14 protein-coding genes are annotated in these 15287 nt (G+C 76.1%); 1 reads left to right on the top strand and 13 read right to left on the bottom strand.

Features of this window, described 5'->3' with window-relative positions; genetic code table 11:
• Positions 1-151: 151 nt before the first annotated feature.
• From ruvB to yczE, 5 genes are all read right to left on the bottom strand, one after another.
• A complete protein-coding gene (ruvB, locus tag IEY37_RS18500) occupies positions 152-1189 on the bottom strand; it encodes a Holliday junction branch migration DNA helicase RuvB (protein WP_229674638.1) in 1038 nt (345 codons plus the stop codon).
• 107 nt (positions 1190-1296) lie between these two features.
• On the bottom strand, positions 1297-1932 hold the full coding sequence (gene ruvA, locus IEY37_RS18495; RefSeq protein ID WP_188944247.1) for a Holliday junction branch migration protein RuvA: 636 nt from the start codon (positions 1930-1932) through the stop codon (positions 1297-1299).
• Positions 1929-2501, bottom strand: a complete 573-nt coding sequence (gene ruvC / locus IEY37_RS18490) for a crossover junction endodeoxyribonuclease RuvC (protein WP_188944246.1) — start codon at positions 2499-2501, stop codon at positions 1929-1931. Before ruvC ends, ruvA begins: the two co-directional genes overlap by 4 nt.
• A 103-nt stretch (positions 2502-2604) precedes the next feature.
• Positions 2605-3363, bottom strand: a complete 759-nt coding sequence (locus IEY37_RS18485; RefSeq protein ID WP_188944244.1) for a YebC/PmpR family DNA-binding transcriptional regulator — start codon at positions 3361-3363, stop codon at positions 2605-2607.
• 236 nt (positions 3364-3599) lie between these two features.
• Positions 3600-4232, bottom strand: coding sequence for a membrane protein YczE (yczE, locus tag IEY37_RS18480; RefSeq protein WP_188944311.1), 633 nt, complete (start codon positions 4230-4232; stop codon positions 3600-3602).
• Between the two features lie 184 nt (positions 4233-4416).
• On the opposite strand from yczE, the gene yczR reads away from it, so the two are divergent.
• Positions 4417-5952 carry a MocR-like transcription factor YczR gene (gene yczR / locus IEY37_RS18475; RefSeq protein ID WP_188944242.1) on the top strand — a complete coding sequence of 512 codons (1536 nt, stop codon included), beginning with the start codon at positions 4417-4419 and terminating at the stop codon, positions 5950-5952.
• A 60-nt stretch (positions 5953-6012) separates the two neighbouring features.
• On the opposite strand, the gene IEY37_RS18470 is transcribed toward yczR, so the two are convergent.
• The 8 genes from IEY37_RS18470 to thrS all read right to left on the bottom strand — a co-directional run bounded on the left by IEY37_RS18470 (position 6013) and on the right by thrS (position 15146).
• Positions 6013-6603 (bottom strand): dTDP-4-dehydrorhamnose 3,5-epimerase family protein, encoded by a 591-nt coding sequence (locus IEY37_RS18470; protein WP_229674629.1) that lies wholly within the window; start codon positions 6601-6603, stop codon positions 6013-6015.
• A gap of 173 nt (positions 6604-6776) precedes the next feature.
• The gene (locus IEY37_RS18465; RefSeq protein ID WP_188944240.1) at positions 6777-7643 is read right to left on the bottom strand and encodes a DUF3048 domain-containing protein; all 867 of its coding nucleotides are present in this window, start codon (positions 7641-7643) and stop codon (positions 6777-6779) included.
• Positions 7644-8269: 626 nt separating this feature from the next.
• The gene (locus IEY37_RS18460) at positions 8270-9223 is read right to left on the bottom strand and encodes an NUDIX hydrolase (RefSeq protein ID WP_229674628.1); all 954 of its coding nucleotides are present in this window, start codon (positions 9221-9223) and stop codon (positions 8270-8272) included.
• Positions 9224-9328: 105 nt separating this feature from the next.
• Complete coding sequence (locus IEY37_RS18455; RefSeq protein WP_188944238.1) at positions 9329-10462, bottom strand: glycosyltransferase family 4 protein; 1134 nt, start codon at positions 10460-10462, stop codon at positions 9329-9331.
• Positions 10459-11544 (bottom strand): phosphatidylinositol mannoside acyltransferase, encoded by a 1086-nt coding sequence (locus tag IEY37_RS18450; RefSeq protein WP_188944236.1) that lies wholly within the window; start codon positions 11542-11544, stop codon positions 10459-10461. The genes IEY37_RS18455 and IEY37_RS18450 overlap by 4 nt, the downstream gene beginning before the upstream one ends.
• On the bottom strand, positions 11541-12269 hold the full coding sequence (gene pgsA / locus IEY37_RS18445; RefSeq protein WP_188944234.1) for a phosphatidylinositol phosphate synthase: 729 nt from the start codon (positions 12267-12269) through the stop codon (positions 11541-11543). The genes IEY37_RS18450 and pgsA overlap by 4 nt, the downstream gene beginning before the upstream one ends.
• Positions 12270-12474: 205 nt before the next feature.
• Positions 12475-13029: an HIT family protein gene (locus IEY37_RS18440; RefSeq protein ID WP_188944304.1), complete on the bottom strand. Its 555-nt coding sequence runs from the start codon at positions 13027-13029 to the stop codon at positions 12475-12477.
• A gap of 47 nt (positions 13030-13076) precedes the next feature.
• Complete coding sequence (thrS, locus tag IEY37_RS18435; RefSeq protein WP_188944232.1) at positions 13077-15146, bottom strand: threonine--tRNA ligase; 2070 nt, start codon at positions 15144-15146, stop codon at positions 13077-13079.
• Positions 15147-15287: the final 141 nt, after the last annotated feature.

The following is a 15287-nucleotide window of genomic DNA, read 5'->3' as shown; positions in this document are numbered from 1 at the left end:
CGCGGCGCAGCACGACATGCGGCCGGGTCGGGCGGCCGGACCGGGACCCCTCGGGGCCGGGCGGCGCCGGCCCGGAACGGCCGGACCGGCGGCGGCGCCGGGCCCGACGAGGGCGGCCCGACGGCCGGCGTCGGTGCTCCGTCCGGCAGGGTCACTCGGGGTCGAACAGCGTCCCGTCCGCGCCGGGATCCGCCGGCCCGCGGCTCCCGGGACCCGGCCGCAGACCCAGGTGCTCCCAGGCCTGCGGGGTGGCGACCCGCCCGCGCGGCGTGCGGGCCAGCATGCCCAGCCGGACCAGGAACGGCTCGCAGACCTCCTCGACGGTCGCCGGCTCCTCGCCGACGGCGACGGCCAGCGTCGTCAACCCGACCGGTCCGCCGCCGAACGACCCGCAGAGCGCCGTCAGCACCGCCCGGTCCAGCCGGTCCAACCCCAGCTCGTCCACGTCGTAGACGGCCAGCGCGGCCCTGGCCGTCTCCCTGGTGACCGCTCCGTCCGCCCGGACCTGCGCGAAGTCGCGGACCCGGCGCAGCAGGCGGTTGGCGATGCGGGGCGTCCCGCGGGACCGGCCGGCAATCTCCGCGGCGCCGTCCGGGTGCAGGTCGACGCCCAGGATCGCGGCGCTGCGGGTGAGCACCCGGGCCAGGTCGGCGGCGGCGTAGAACTCCAGGTGCGCGGTGAACCCGAACCGGTCGCGCAGCGGGGACGTCAGCTGCCCCGACCGGGTGGTGGCGCCGACCAGGGTGAACGGGGCGATCGGCAGCGGGATCGAGGTGGCGCCCGGTCCCTTGCCGACCATGACGTCGACCCGGAAGTCCTCCATCGCCAGGTACAGCAGCTCCTCGGCCGGGCGGGCCATCCGGTGGATCTCGTCGATGAACAGCACGTCGCCCTCGACCAGGTTGGACAGCATGGCCGCCAGGTCCCCGGCGCGCTCCAGCGCGGGACCGGAGGTCAGCCGGATGGCGGCGCCGAGCTCCGCGGCGATGATCATCGCCAGCGAGGTCTTGCCCAGCCCCGGCGGGCCGGCGAGGAGCACGTGGTCGGGCGGCACGCCGCGCATCCGGGCGCCGGCGAGCACCAGTTCCAGCTGCTCGCGGACCCGGGCCTGGCCGACGAACTCCGCCAGCGACCGGGGCCGCAACGAGGCCTCGAGGTCGCTCTCCCCCGGCAACCGGTCCGGGTCCAGCGCCGCCTCCGCCGGGTCGGGGCGGCCGTCCGGGTCGGGTCTCCCGTCGTGCGGCTGCCCGCCGTCCCGGTCCCCGTCGTCGTCCGGCTCGGGGCGCCGCGCGGCGGTCACCGGGACCGCCCGAGCAGCGACAGCGCGCGGCGCAGCAGCTGGCCGACGTCACCGCCGTCGACGGCCGGGTCGTCCGTGCCGGCGGCCACCGCGGCGACGGCGTCCTCGGACTGCTTGGGGGTGAAGCCCAGGCCGACGAGCGCCTCGGTCAGCTGCGGGCGCCAGGCCAGCACCGATCCACCGGTGTCCCCGCCGGCCTCGTCGACGGTGCCGGACCCCGCCGGCGCCGCGGCCGGGCCGACCTTGTCCCGCAGTTCCAGGACCAGCCGTTCGGCTCCCTTGCGGCCGATGCCGGGCGCGCGGGTGAGCGCGGCCGTGTCCCCGGACGCCAGCGCCGCCCGCAGCGCCTCCGGGTCCAGCACCGCCAGCAGCGCGAGAGCGATCTTGGGACCCACCCCGGACACCGACTGGACCAGCTCGAACAGCTCCCGGGCGGCGTCGGAGGCGAATCCGAACAGGGTCAGCGAGTCCTCGCGGACCACCAGGCTGGTCGCCAACCGGGCCTGCTCCCCGCGCCGCAATCCGGCCAGGGTCGACGGGGTGGCGCGGACGGCGAGCCCCACGCCGCCGACCTCGAGCACCGCGTGGTCCAGGGCCACCGACGCGACGACGCCGCGGACCGAGGCGATCACCGCCGCCTCCCCGCCGGTCCGGCCGCGCCCCCGCCGGCACTCGCTGCCACCACGGCGAGCCGCTCCCGGTGCAGCTGGACGGCCACCCGCTGCTGCATCGGCGCGCGCCACAGGTGGCACAGGGCCAGCGCCAGGGCGTCCGCGGCGTCCGCCGGGTGCGGCGCCTCGGGCAGCCGCAGCAGCCGGGTCACCATGGCGGTGACCTGCTTCTTGTCGGCCGCACCGTTGCCCGACACCGCGGCCTTGACCTCGCTGGGGGTGTGCCAGGCGACGGGGATGTCGCGGCGGGCGGCGGCCAGCGCCACCACTCCCGCCGCCTGGGCGGTGCCCATCACGGTGCGGACGTTGTGCTGGCTGAACATGCGCTCGATGGCGACGACGTCGGGCCGGAGCCGGTCCATGACGGTCTCCACCCCGGCGGCGACGGCCAGCAACCGGCGGTGCAGCTCCTGGCCGGCCGGCGTCCGGACCACCAGCACCTCGACCAGGCGGGGCTGCAGCCCGGCACCGCCGTCAATCACGCCGGCGCCGCACCGGGTCAGGCCGGGGTCGATGCCGAGCACGCGCACCGGACGGCCTCCTGGACAGCGGACGAACACCTGTCCGAGGGACGCTACCGGGCGGGCCCGGCCACCCGGCCGACCGCCACGCAGGCGGCCGACCGGATCCGGCTCAGTCGGCGTCGAGCTCGGCCAGCACCTCGTCCGGGATGTCGGCGTTGGTGTAGACGTTCTGCACGTCGTCCAGGTCCTCGATGGCGTCGATGAGCTTGAGGACCTTGCGCGCGCCGTCCGCCTCGAGGGTGACGTTCACCGACGCCACGAAGACGGGCTCGGCGGAGTCGTACTCGATGCCCGCGTCCTGCACGGCCGTCCGCACCGCGACGAGGTCGGTGGCCTCGGAGGTGACCTCGAAGACCTCGCCGGCGTCGACGACCTCGTCCGCGCCGGCGTCCAGCACCGCGAGCAGCAGGTCGTCCTCGCTCAGGTCGCCGCCCTTGGGCACCACGACCTGCCCCTTGCGGCTGAACATGTACGACACCGAGCCCGGGTCGGCCATCGTGCCGCCGTTGCGCGTCACGGCCACCCGCACCTCGCTGGCCGCGCGGTTGCGGTTGTCGGTGAGGCACTCGATCAGCATGGCCACGCCGTTCGGGCCGTAGCCCTCGTAGGTGATCGACTGGTACTCGGCGCCGCCGGCCTCGGCGCCCGACCCGCGGCGGCGGGCGCGCTCGATGTTGTCGATCGGGACCGAGTTCTTCTTGGCCTTCTGGATGGCGTCCCAGAGCGTGGGATTGCCGTCCGGGTCACCGCCGCCGGTGCGCGCGGCGACCTCGATGTTCTTGATCAGCTTGGCGAACAGCTTGCCCCGCTTGGCGTCCTTGGCCGCCTTCTGGTGCTTGGTGGTCGCCCACTTGGAATGCCCGCTCATGACCCGCTCCCAGTCGTGGTGGGGGTCTGCTCACCCCACTCCGCCGCACCGTGCGGCGTGCTCACCGCCCGTCGGCACCGATGGATCCTACCGGCGCCCGCTCCGCCGGTGGACGGCCCGCGCAGGCCGGCGGCCGGCCCGCGCAGGCCGGCGGCCGGCCCGCGACGCACCCGCCGGCACCCACCGGTCACCGCCGGCACCCGCCACGGCACCCACCACCGCACCCCCGGAGCGGCTCAGGCGGCGCGGGACCGGCCGACGACCAACCGGGGCAGCAGGAGGTGCAGCAGCGGCCCGATGCCCAGCGCGTACACCACCGTGCCGACGCCGACCGCGCCGCCGAGCACCCACCCCACCGCCAGCACGGACAGCTCGATGCAGGTCCGGACCCGCCGGACGGAGCCCCAGCCGCGCGCGACCAGACCGGTCATCAGCCCGTCGCGCGGACCCGGCCCCAGCCCCGCACCCAGGTATAGGGCTCCCGCGGTGGCGTTGCCCACGACGGCGGCGACCAGCAGCAGGACCTGCCAGCCGAGCCCGGGGACCGGCGGCACCAGCGCCAGCGTGGCGTCGGTGGTGAAGCCGATGATCAACGTGTTGGCCACCGTGCCGATGCCCGGCCGCTGGCGCAGCGGGATCCACGCCAGCAGCACCAGCACCGACACCGCGGTGATCACCGTGCCGTAGGACAGCGGCACGACGTGCTGCAGCTGCCGGGTGAGCCCCTGGTGGAAGGCGTCCCACGGGTCGAGCCCGACCGCGGCCCGCACCATGAGTCCCATCGTCACGCCGTAGAGCACCAGCCCGACGAGCAGCTGCCCGAACCGGCGCGGGCGCCGATCGGCCGGCACCGGGGCCAGCAGGCGCAGGACCGACCGACGCCGGCCGCCGGCGCCGGGCGTCGCCGGGGCCGCGCCGGCCTGCGGCGGGACGGCCTGCGACGGCTGCGGGACGACGGGCGCGGGGCAGCGGGGTTCGGTCGGCACGGCCACCACCCCACCTTCGCCCGAGGTGGCCTAGACAACCAGGGCCAATCCGCGGAAAGTGGCCCGCATGCCGCCCGCCACCCGACTCACTGCCGCCGCACTGGCCCGCCGCCTCGGTCCCGTCGTGGACGACCGTGGACCGGGCGCCGGGGCGACCGCCGGCCCCACGACCGGATCCACCGGCGCGCGGCCGGCCGGCTACCGCGAACTGGCGCACCGCATCCGCGGTGCGGTCCTCGACGGCCGCATCCCGGTCGACACCGGCCTGCCCAGCGAGCGCGACCTGGCAGCCGGCCTCGCGGTGTCACGGACCACCGTCGCCGCCGCCTACGCGCTGCTGCGCGACCAGGGCTGGCTGGACTCCCGGCGCGGCTCCGGCAGCCGCCTGCGGCTCCCCGACGCGGACGCCGGCGCGTCCCGCACCGCGGCCGGGCCGGCCGGCATCTTCGGGTACCGCCGGCCCGACGGCCCGGAGCTGATCGACCTGAGCACGGCCAGCCTGCCGGCCGCCGAGGAACCGGTGATGGCCGCGGTGCGCTCCGCCACCGCCGCGCTGCCCGCACTGCTCGCCTCGGACGGCTACCAGCCGTTCGGGCTGCCGGCGCTGCGCGCGGTCATCGCCGAGCGCTACACCGCGGACGGCGTGCCCACCACCGCGGAGCAGATCCTGGTGACCAACGGCGCGCAGCACGCCTTCACGCTGGCGATGGCGGAGCTGTCGCTGCCCGGCGACCGCGTGCTCATCGAGTGCCCGACGTACCCGGTGGCGCTGGACGCCATCCGCGCGCAGCGCCGGGTGCCCGAGCCGATCGGCCTGGTGGACGCCGGTGCCGGCGGCACCTGGGACGCCGAGCTGCTGGCGACGCAGCTGCGCCGGTCGGCGCCGCGGCTGGGCTACCTGATCCCGGACTTCCAGAACCCGACGGGCGCCCTGATGGACCTCCCGACGCGGGAGCACGTCGTCTCCGCGGCCCGGGCGTCCGGCACCGTCCTGGTCGTCGACGAGTCGTTCCGGGACCTGCCGTTCACCACGACCGGACCGCTGCCGCCGCGGATGGCGGCGCTCACCGACGACACCCGGGTGGTGTCGCTCGGCTCGGTCTCCAAGTCGTTGTGGGGCGGCCTGCGGGTCGGCTGGATCCGGGCGGCCCGCCCGCTGGTCGAGCGGCTCGCGGCGACCCGGGCCCGCGGCGACATGTCCGGCCCGGTGCTCGAGCAGCTCGTCGCCGCCGAGCTGCTGGCGGCCCCGGACCAGGCGCTGCGGATCCAGCGGGAGCGGCTGACCCGCGGCGTCCTGGCACTCCGCGGGTCCCTGGAGCGGCACGTGCCGGACTGGCGCGCGTCCCGGCCGCTCGGCGGCGGGTTCTGCTGGATCGAGCTGCCCGGGCCGTGGGCGTCGGAGCTGGCCCGCCTGGCGCCGTCCGCCGGCGTGTCGATCGCCCCCGGGCCCCGGTTCGGACCGGACGGGACCATGGAGAGCTTCCTGCGGCTGCCGTTCACCCAGCCTGCCGACCGGCTGGACACCGCGGTCCAGCGGCTGGCCGCGATCGCCGGCCGGGCGGCGGCGGCGCGGACGTCCGTCATGCCGGGGTGGCTCGCCTGACGCCCCACCGGGCGCGGGCCTGCAGGTCCGCTCCTGCGGTGCGGTTCGGGACGGTGGGGTTCAGCCGCCGAGCACCTCGGCCAGCGTCGGCGCGGCACCGTCCTTGGCGGACAGCTGGGCCGGGTCGTCCCGGTCCACCGCGATCGGCCAGTCGATGCCCAGCGCGGGGTCGAGCGGGTTCACCGCGACGCCGGCCATGCCGGGCTGCCATTCCTGGTCGAAGCAGTAGACGTACTGGGTGACGCCCGGCGCGACCGCCTGGAAGCCGTTGCACACCCCCTGCGGGACGAGCACCTGCCTTCCGGGCAGCAGCCGGACGGTCTCCACGGCGCCCCGGGTCGGGCTGTCCGGCCTGGCGTCGACGTAGGCGCCGAACGCCTCGCCGTGCACCACGGCCACCAGCTTGGTCATCGCCTCGCCGTGCAGCCCGCGGATGCCGCCCTGCTCGGTCGCCGTGACGTTGATCTGCGCCCACGGCCGGTCGGCGGACCCGACACCGGCGGCGCTGTACCCCGAGCGGCGGTAGAACTCCCGAACCGTGCCGCGGGGTTCGGTGACCTGCTTCATGGTGATGACCAGCAGCCCGTCGATGGCGCCGGTCGCGACGTCGAAGTCGACGATCTGCGGGCCCGGTACCGCCGCGGCGGTCACGACGTGCTGCTGTCGGGTCGGGGACGGCTGGTCACCTGCACGGCTCCTGGGGTCGGCGCCCGGACGTCGGTGCGCGCCGGGACGGGTGGTCCCGGTATATCAGCCGGGCAGGGCGGGCAGGGCGGGCAGGGCCCGGCGCGGCGGGCCCGGCCGGGCGATCCCGGCCCGGCCGATCAGGACTCGTCGACCCGGGCGCTCTGCGGCGCCAGCACGATCCAGGTGCGGCCGGGCTTGAAGCGCAGCGGCTGCCCGTCGACGTCGGCCACCAGCCGGAACGACGCCCCGGCGGCCGGCCGGGCCCAGCGCCCGTCGAGCGCCCGGCCGTTGCGGTACAGCGTCGCCGCGCCGGAGCCGACGGTGTGCGACAGGAACGACGGCGCACCGAGCGTGTCGACGGTGCCGTCCGGCTCGTCGGTGACGTGCAGCACCAGGACGTTGTCCGGCGCCTGCAGCGCCCCCGACCAGTCGGTGACCGGGCTGCCCTGCCGGGTCCGGGTCCAGCGCTGGGCCTGGTAGACGAAGTCGGTCCGACCGGCCTCCATGGTCACGCCGAGCTCGTGCACCGGGCGACCGGCGGCCAGCCGCGGATCGCGGTCGTCGAACACCGTCCCGATGGACCGGGCAGCACCCAGGCCGGGGAGCCGGGCGATGCGCTGCAGGTCGGCGTGCAGGTTGTAGGTGCCCCAGGCCGCGTCGGACCGGAAGTACGCATCGTCGCGCGCCGAAGTGTCGACGATCGACGTCCGCCCGAGGTCGGACATCGGCCCGTCGGCGCCGCCGGCGAACACCAGCGCCGGGCGGCCGAACGCCGGCAGCAGCTCGGCGTCCGTGCTGCGGACGCTCCGCACCGGGCCCACCTCGGCCGGCAGGACCGTGTGGAAGACGGCCATCAGCCGGGTCAGGCCGCCCTCGACCTGCTCGACGAACACCATGTCGGCGTCGGCGACGCCGAACTGCGGCACCTGGAAGAAGGTGTTGTCGATCTTCACGGCCACCACGGGGTTCGTGGAGACCGCGCCGCCGGTGAGCGGGTCGGTCACCGGGCCGGCCGGCACGGGAGGGGACGGCGCCGCAGCCGCCCGCGGCCCGGCGGCGCGCGTCGGTCCCGGGAGCCGGAAGGGCACGGAGGCGGGTGACCCGATGGCCGCGGTACTGACCGGCACGGGATGCGGCACCGGAGCCGGCACGGACGGGGACGCGGTGCCGGGCAGCCGGCCGGACGGGACGACCGGCGACGTCGACGCCCCGGTCGGCGCCCCGGTCGGGCTCGCATCGTGCTCACCGTGCTCACGGTGCTCACCGTGCCCGCCGGCACAACCGGCGGCCACCAGCACGGCGACCGCCCATCCGCCCAGCACGGCGCGACGTCGGCGCACGGCACCTCCCGCTCCGCCGCCGACGCTCGGCGGTTGCCGTCACGGTAGGTTCCGCGGTCCCGGAGCCGGGCGCGCCACGCTCTGTGTCGCGTCGATCGCGCGCCGTGGAGGAGCCGACGGGCCGCTGGGCCGGGTGGCGCCCGGCCCGGCCCGGCCCGGTCGATCGGGGACCCCGCGACCGCGACCGCCGCCCGGCGACTCACGGCCCGGCGGCCCGGCCGGTCACGGATCGGCGGCCCTGCAGCTCAGGGATCGGCAGCCCGGCAGCCCGCGGACCAGCGCGTCGCCGGTCAGCGGATCGCCGCCACCGTCCCGGCCGGCACCCGCTGCGGCTGGACCGCGGCGGCCAGCGCCTCGCCCAGCCGGTCGGCCAGCTCCACCGGGTACACCGGGTCGCCGGTCGACCGCAGGTCGTCCTCGGTCCACCAGCGGTGCCCGCTGATGCTCTCGACCTCGAGGTCGGTGAAGCCGGCCGTGTCGATGCCGTGGCCGTCCGGCGCGAGCGCCGCGTAGTAGTACTCGACCTGGTCGTACGGGACGCCGGCGAAGACGAACTGCGCCTCCCGTCGCCACAGCGGCCCGCCGAGGGCTTCGGCCGGCAGCGTCAGCCCGGTCTCCTCGGCCAGTTCCCGCCGGGCGGCGGTCAGCAGGTCCTCCCCAGCCTCGACACCCCCGCCGGGGGTGAACCAGACGGTGCGCCCGGTCGGGTCCGCCGCGGAGAACAGCAGGGTGCGGCCGTCCCGATCGACCAGGACGACCCGCGCCGAGGAGCGCCGGCGGCCCGGCCCCGTCGGGTCCGCGATCTCGAAGTACGCGGGCAGCTGCGCCCGGCCGGCCAGCCGGAACAGCCGGGTGAACCAGCGCTCGCGCAGCGCCCTGGTGTCCCGGACCGCGTCGTTGTAGAAGCTGCGAGCCAGCGAGATCCGCTCGGCCGCGTCCACCAGTTCCCCGGCCAGCTCCGGCGCCGCCACCCGGGGCAGCCGGTCCAGCGCCCGGGTGAGGTCGTTCTCCGCGTCGGCCCGCACCGGCCGCGGCGCCCGGTCGGCGACCGCGGTCAGCGCGCGGAGCTCCTCCGCGGCCACCGGGTCCCACGCCCCGGCGGCGGCGGCCACCCGCACCGCGGCCACCCGCCGGGAGAGCGCACCGTCCAGCGCCGCCCACGCGGCCTCGGTGCGCACGTGCAGCCGGTCCAGCCGGTTCGCGGTGGACCACAGCCGCAGGGCCGCGACGAGCAGCGCGACCACCAGGACCAGGACGACTGCGGTGGTCAGGGCGCCCTCCTCGCCGCGGGTCCCGCGGAGCGGGACGAGGTGGGCGTCACTCTGCCACCTCGGCCACCGGCGGTCGGCTCACTCGGCCTCGCCGACGGCCCGCGGATCCGCCGCGACCACCGTCTCGTACACCCTGACCACGCGCTGCGCGACGACCGGCCAGTCGTACCCGGCGACGACGGCGCGCGCCCGGTCGGCCACCGCGGCCCGGCGGGCCGGGTCGTCGAGCAGCCCGGCCAGCGCCGAGGCCAGCCCCGCGGGTCGGCCGACCGGGAACAGCACGCCCGCGGACCCGTCGTCCAGCACCCGGCGGAAGGCGTCCAGGTCGCTGGCCACCACGGGGGTGCCGGCGCTCATCGCCTCGGTCAGGATCATGCCGAAGCTCTCGCCACCGGTGTTCGGGGCGCAGTAGACGTCCACCGACCGCAGCATCGACGCCTTCTCCGCGTCGGACACCCGCCCGAGCGTCCGTACGTGGCCGGCGACCTCGGGGCCGGCCAGCTCCAGCAGCTCGTCCCGGTCCCCCGCCCCCGCCACCAGCAGCTCCAGCCCCGGACGGGACGGCGCCAGCAGCCGGAGACCGTCCAGGAGCACCGACATGCCCTTGCGCGGCTCGTCGAACCGCCCGAGGAAACCGACCGTGCCGCCCGGACGCGGGTAGCCCTGCAGCGGCCGGGCTCTCGCGAAGAACGCGACGTCGACGCCGTTCGGAATCACGACGGCGTCCGAGCCCAGGTGCTCGACCTGCACCTGCCGGGCCAGGTCGCTCACCGCGATCCGTCCGGTGATCTTCTCCAGGAACGGCCGCAGCACGCCCTGGAAGGCGGCCAGCATCCGGGACCGCGGGTTCGCGGTGTGGAAGGTGGCGACGATCGGCCCGTCGGCGACCATCAGGGCCAGCATGGACAGGCTCGGCGCGACGGGCTCGTGCACGTGCAGCACGTCGAACCGGCCGGCGCGGATCCACCGCCGCACCCGGGTGTAGGAGACCGGCCCGAACGACAGCCGGGCGACCGACCCGTTGTAGGGGATGCCCACGCTGCGGCCGGCGGCCTGCACGTAGTCGGGATAGTCGGCACCGTCCTCGTCGCCCGGGGCCAGCACCGAGACGTCGTGCCCCAGCGCGATCAGGGTCCGGGCCAGGTCCGCCACGTGGGCCTGCACGCCGCCGGGCACGTCCAGCGAGTACGGGCAGACCAGTCCCACCCTCACCGCGGCGATCCCGGCCCGGTGCCGGGGCGGGACGCCGGCCGCCGGGCGGGGTCCAGGTCGGCCAGCCAGAGCGGCTGGAGCATGTGCCAGTCGGCGGGGTGCTCCGCGATCCCCTGCGCGAAGGCGTCCGCGAGCAGCTGGGTGCCGCCGCGCACCTGCTCGGCCAGCCGCGTGCCCGGTAGCCGGAGCGGCGGGCGGACCACCTGCCGCCAGCCGCCCGGTGTGTAGCTCAGGTGCACCGGGAGGACGTCCGCGCCGGTGAGCGCGCCCAGCATCGCCGGGCCGGCCGGCATCCGGGTCTGCGCGCCGAAGAACCGGACCGGGATGCCGGCCGCGGACAGGTCCCGGTCGGCGAGCAGGCAGACGATGCCGCCCGCGCGCAGCCGGTCCTTGAGCGCCTGGGAGGCCGACGGTCCCCCGGTCAGCGGCAGGATCTCCATGCCCAGAGACTCGCGGTACCGGACGAACGCGTCGTAGAGCGACTCCGGCCGCAGCCGCTCGGCCACCGAGGTCAGCGAGCCGTACATCCGCGCCAGCATCAACCCGGCGATGTCCCAGTTCCCCGAGTGCGGCAGCGCCAGGACGATGCCCCGTCCGGCGTCCCGCGCTGCGGTCAGGTGCTCGAGGCCCTCGGTGCCGGCCAGCGCCCGGTCCGCCACCTCGGCGTGGTCCATGGCCGGCAGCCGGAACGTCTCGAGCCAGTACCGCGCGTAGGACCGCAGCCCAGCGCGGACCACCTCGGCAAGCTCCGCCGGCGTGGCGGCGCCGGGCAGCGCACCGCGCGAGGCGGCGGCCGGGTCCGCTGCGGGCGCCGCGGCCAGCGCGGCGGCACGCCCGTCGAGCACCCGCCGCAGGTTCCGGGCGAGCCGGACGACCGCCGGCCCGCGCCGGCGGTAGGCGCTGTCGGCCAGCAGGTCGGCGGCCCGCCGGGTGACCGGCTCGGGAAGCACCCGGACCCCGGCCCAGGCTGCCCGGTACCCGACACCGATCGCGGCCTCGGCCAGGCGGGCCGCGGCCCGCGGCGAGGAGCTCGGCAAATCCCGCGTCGCCGGGTCGGGACCCGCCGGGCCCGGGACGGTCATCGCCCGCTGGGCCGCCGCGCGGCCGCCCTGCGCCGGGTGCCCTCCGCGCGTTGCACCGGACGCGGCCGGCGCGATCCACCGCGCCGCACCGCGGCGGTCTCGGCCGCGGGCGGCCCGTCGCCGGCGGCCGTGGCGGCCGCCCGCACCTGGGCCAGCCGCTGCACGACGGTGACGACGCAGGCGGCGGCCAGCGCCCAGAGGCAGACCTGCATGGCCAGCGGCACGTGCAGCCCGGCGAGACCGCTGCCGACGAGCCCGAGCACGTTGCGCTCGGCCCGCTCGGCGATCGCGCCGCCGATCCGCAGGTCCACCGAGTCGGCCCTGGCCTTGACGTAGGAGACCACCTGGCCCGCCACCAGCACGAGCAGGCAGGCGACGCCGAGCGGCGGGTTGTGGTCGCCGACGAACGCCCAGTACGCCAGCGACCCGAACAGCGCGCCGTCGGCGATGCGGTCGCAGGACGCGTCCAGCACGAGCCCGAAGCGGGTGCCGTAGCCGCGGGCCCGGGCCATGGCTCCGTCGAACAGGTCGAACAGCACGAACGCGGTGACCACCAGCGTCCCGACGAACAGGTGACCGGTGCCGAGCAGCGTGACGGACCCGACCACCACCCCGACCGTGCCGAGGACGGTGACCAGGTCCGGTCCCAGCCCGGCCCGCAGCAGGGCGCGGCCGATGGGATCCGTGACCCGGGACACCGAGCCGCGGGCCAACGAGTTCAGCATCGGTCTCTTTCGGGGTCGTGCCAGGGGGCCGCGGTCCGACCCCGGCCGGCCGTCGGACGTCCGGCCGGACCACGATAACCGCCGGGCGGTGCGGGGTCGGGCGGCGGCGAGCCGTGACGGTTGGCACGCCCGCCCCGCACCCGGGTCCCGGTGGCCGTCCGCACGCCGCTCGGCCCGCCGGCCGGGACGGCCGCCCGGCGTCGCCTCACCAGGCGTCGGCCAGCAGCGCCCTGGTGTCGGTGAGCAGCTGCGGGAGGACCTTGGTCCCGCCGATCACCGTCATGAAGTTGGCGTCCCCGCTCCACCGCGGCACCACGTGCTGGTGCAGGTGCGCGGCGATGCCGGCGCCGGCCGGGCTCCCGGCGTTGATGCCGATGTTGAACCCGTGCGGGGCCGAGACCGAGCGGATGACGGCCAGCGCGTGCCGGGTCAGCTCGCTGAACTCGGCGAGCTCGTCCGGGTCGAGGTCGGTGTAGTCCGGGATGTGCCGGTACGGCACCACCATCAGGTGCCCGGGGTTGTACGGGTACAGGTTCAGCACCGCGAACACGTGCCGGCCGCGGCCGACAACGAGCCCGTCGGCGTCGGACATGGTGGGGATGCGACAGAACGGGCAGGCGGTGCGGCCGCCGGCGCCGCCCCCGGATGCGGCCGCTGTCCCCCGCGCCGCGGCGTCACCGGCCGGCCGGTCGTCGAGGGCGGCCGACGCCGGTTCCGACGCCGTGACGTACGCCATCCGGTGCGGCGTCCACAGCCGCATCAACCCGTCGGGAGCTCCGGCGGGCACGCTGCCCGGGCCGTAGCCGGTCACGTCCCGGCCACCGCCAGCAGGTCGGCGGTCGGCGACTCGTTGCGCCGCCCGCGCACCCACTCGGTGATCAGCCGGACCGCCTCGGCCACCGGCACGCCGTTGCGCTGCGTGCCGTCGCGGAACCGGAACGACACCGCGCCGGCCTCGACGTCCTTGGCGCCGGCCAGCAGCAGGAACGGCACCTTCTGCGCGGTGTGGTCGCGGATCTTCTTCTGCATGCGGTCGTCGGAGTGGTCGACCGAGACCCGCAGACCCTCCGCACGCAGCAGCTGCGCCACGGCGTCCAGATGCTCGCCGAACGCCCCGGCGACGGGGATGCCGACCACCTGGACGGGCGCCAGCCACGCCGGGAACGCGCCGGCGTAGTGCTCGGTCAGCACGGCGAAGAACCGCTCGATCGACCCGAACAGCGCCCGGTGGATCATCACCGGCCGCTGGCGGGTCCCGTCCGCGGCGGTGTACTCGAGTCCGAAGCGCTCCGGCAGGTTGAAGTCGACCTGGATGGTAGACATCTGCCAGGTCCGGCCGATCGCGTCCCGGGCCTGCACCGAGATCTTGGGGCCGTAGAACGCCGCCCCGCCCGGGTCGGGCACCAGGTCGAGCCCGGACTCGGTGGCCACCGACCGCAGGATCTCGGTGGCCTCCGCCCAGGTCTCGTCGCTGCCGACGTACTTGGCCTCGTTGCGGGTGGACAGCTCCAGGTAGAAGTCCGAGAGCCCGTAGTCCGCCAGGAGTTCCAGCACGAAGCGGAGCAGCGAGGCCAGCTCGTCGCGCATCTGCTCGCGGGTGCAGTAGATGTGCGCGTCGTCCTGCGTGAAGCCGCGCGCCCGGGTGAGACCGTGGATGACGCCGGACTTCTCGTACCGGTAGACGGTGCCGAACTCGAACAGCCGCAGCGGCAGCTCCCGGTAGGACCGGCCACGGGAGGCGAACACCAGGTTGTGCATCGGGCAGTTCATCGGCTTGAGGTAGTAGTCCTGCCCGGGCTTGCGCAGCACCACCTCGCCGTCCGCGGTCTCGCCGTACTCGGCGTCCAGGTGCATGGGCGGGAACATGCCGTCCGCGTACCAGTCCAGGTGGCCGGAGACCTCGAACAGCCGGGACTTGGTGATGTGCGGGGTGTTCACGAACTGGTACCCGGCCGCCAGGTGCCGGCGTCGCGAGTAGTCCTCCAGCTCCAGCCGGATGATGCCGCCCTTGGGGTGGAACACCGCCAGCCCCGACCCGATCTCGTCGGGGAAGCTGAACAGGTCGAGTTCGGTGCCCAGCCGCCGGTGGTCGCGACGCTCGGCCTCGGCCAGCGCGGTCAGGTGCGCCTGCAGCGCCTCCTCGGACTCCCAGGCGGTGCCGTAGATGCGCTGCAGCGCGGCGTTGGCCTGGTCGCCGCGCCAGTAGGCGGCCGAGGACCGGGTCAACCGGAACGCCAGGATGTGCCGGGTGGTGGGCAGGTGCGGCCCGCGGCACAGGTCCGTCCACACCCGCTCGCCGGTGTGGGCGTGCAGGTTGTCGTACATGGTCAGGCCACCGGACGGGTCCAGCTCCAGGACGTCCGCGTCGCCGGCCGCGGACTTGTCCTCGATCAGCTCCAGCTTGTACGGCTCCGCGGCGAGTTCCTGTCGGGCCTGCTCGAGCGAGTCGACCGGCCGGCGCGAGAACCGCTGCCCGGCCTTGACGATCTGCCGCATCCGACGCTCGAGACGCTCGAGGTCCTCCGGGGTGAAGGGCCGGGCGACGTCGAAGTCGTAGTAGAAGCCGTCCTTGATGAACGGGCCGATGCCGAGCCTGGTGCCGGGGAACTCCTGCTGCACGGCCTGCGCCAGCACGTGAGCGGCGGAGTGCCGGATGACGTCGCGGCCGTCCGGGCTGGCGGCGGGCACCGCCGCGACCTCGACGTCCGCGTCCGGCACCCACGACAGGTCCCGGAGCCGGCCGTCGGGGTCCCGCACGACGACGACGGCGTCGGCCCCGGACCGCGGCAGCCCGGCGTCGCCGACCGCCTGGGACGCCGTCGTCCCCGCCGGGATCCTCACGCGCGCAGCGGCGAGTGGGCGGGCGGGGGCGGACATGGCTGGCTCCTTCTGCCGGACGTGCGGCGGCACGGTGGACGCCGCGCCGGGCGGCGGGCGACTGCAGCGATGCTAGCCAAGCCGCACCCGCGGTCCGGACGCCTTTCCACCGCCCACCGCCGGGGCCCGGATCGCCGGTCC

Origin of the sequence: Nakamurella endophytica (genome assembly GCF_014646215.1) — a bacterium.
GTDB lineage: Bacteria > Actinomycetota > Actinomycetes > Mycobacteriales > Nakamurellaceae > Nakamurella > Nakamurella endophytica.
The sequence above is the reverse complement of the archived record's forward strand: the minus strand, read 5'-3'. Positions and strand labels throughout refer to the sequence as shown.

What these genes read in the sequence shown, in the direction of transcription:
- yczR (WP_188944242.1), top strand. Translation starts at nt 4,417, where the DNA reads ATGCCGCCCGCCACCCGACTCACTGCCGCCGCACTGGCCCGCCGCCTC.
- IEY37_RS18450 (WP_188944236.1), bottom strand. Translation starts at nt 11,544, where the DNA reads ATGACCGTCCCGGGCCCGGCGGGTCCCGACCCGGCGACGCGGGATTTG.
- IEY37_RS18440 (WP_188944304.1), bottom strand. Translation starts at nt 13,029, where the DNA reads ATGCGGCTGTGGACGCCGCACCGGATGGCGTACGTCACGGCGTCGGAA.
- thrS (WP_188944232.1), bottom strand. Translation starts at nt 15,146, where the DNA reads ATGTCCGCCCCCGCCCGCCCACTCGCCGCTGCGCGCGTGAGGATCCCG.
- pgsA (WP_188944234.1), bottom strand. Translation starts at nt 12,269, where the DNA reads ATGCTGAACTCGTTGGCCCGCGGCTCGGTGTCCCGGGTCACGGATCCC.
- IEY37_RS18485 (WP_188944244.1), bottom strand. Translation starts at nt 3,363, where the DNA reads ATGAGCGGGCATTCCAAGTGGGCGACCACCAAGCACCAGAAGGCGGCC.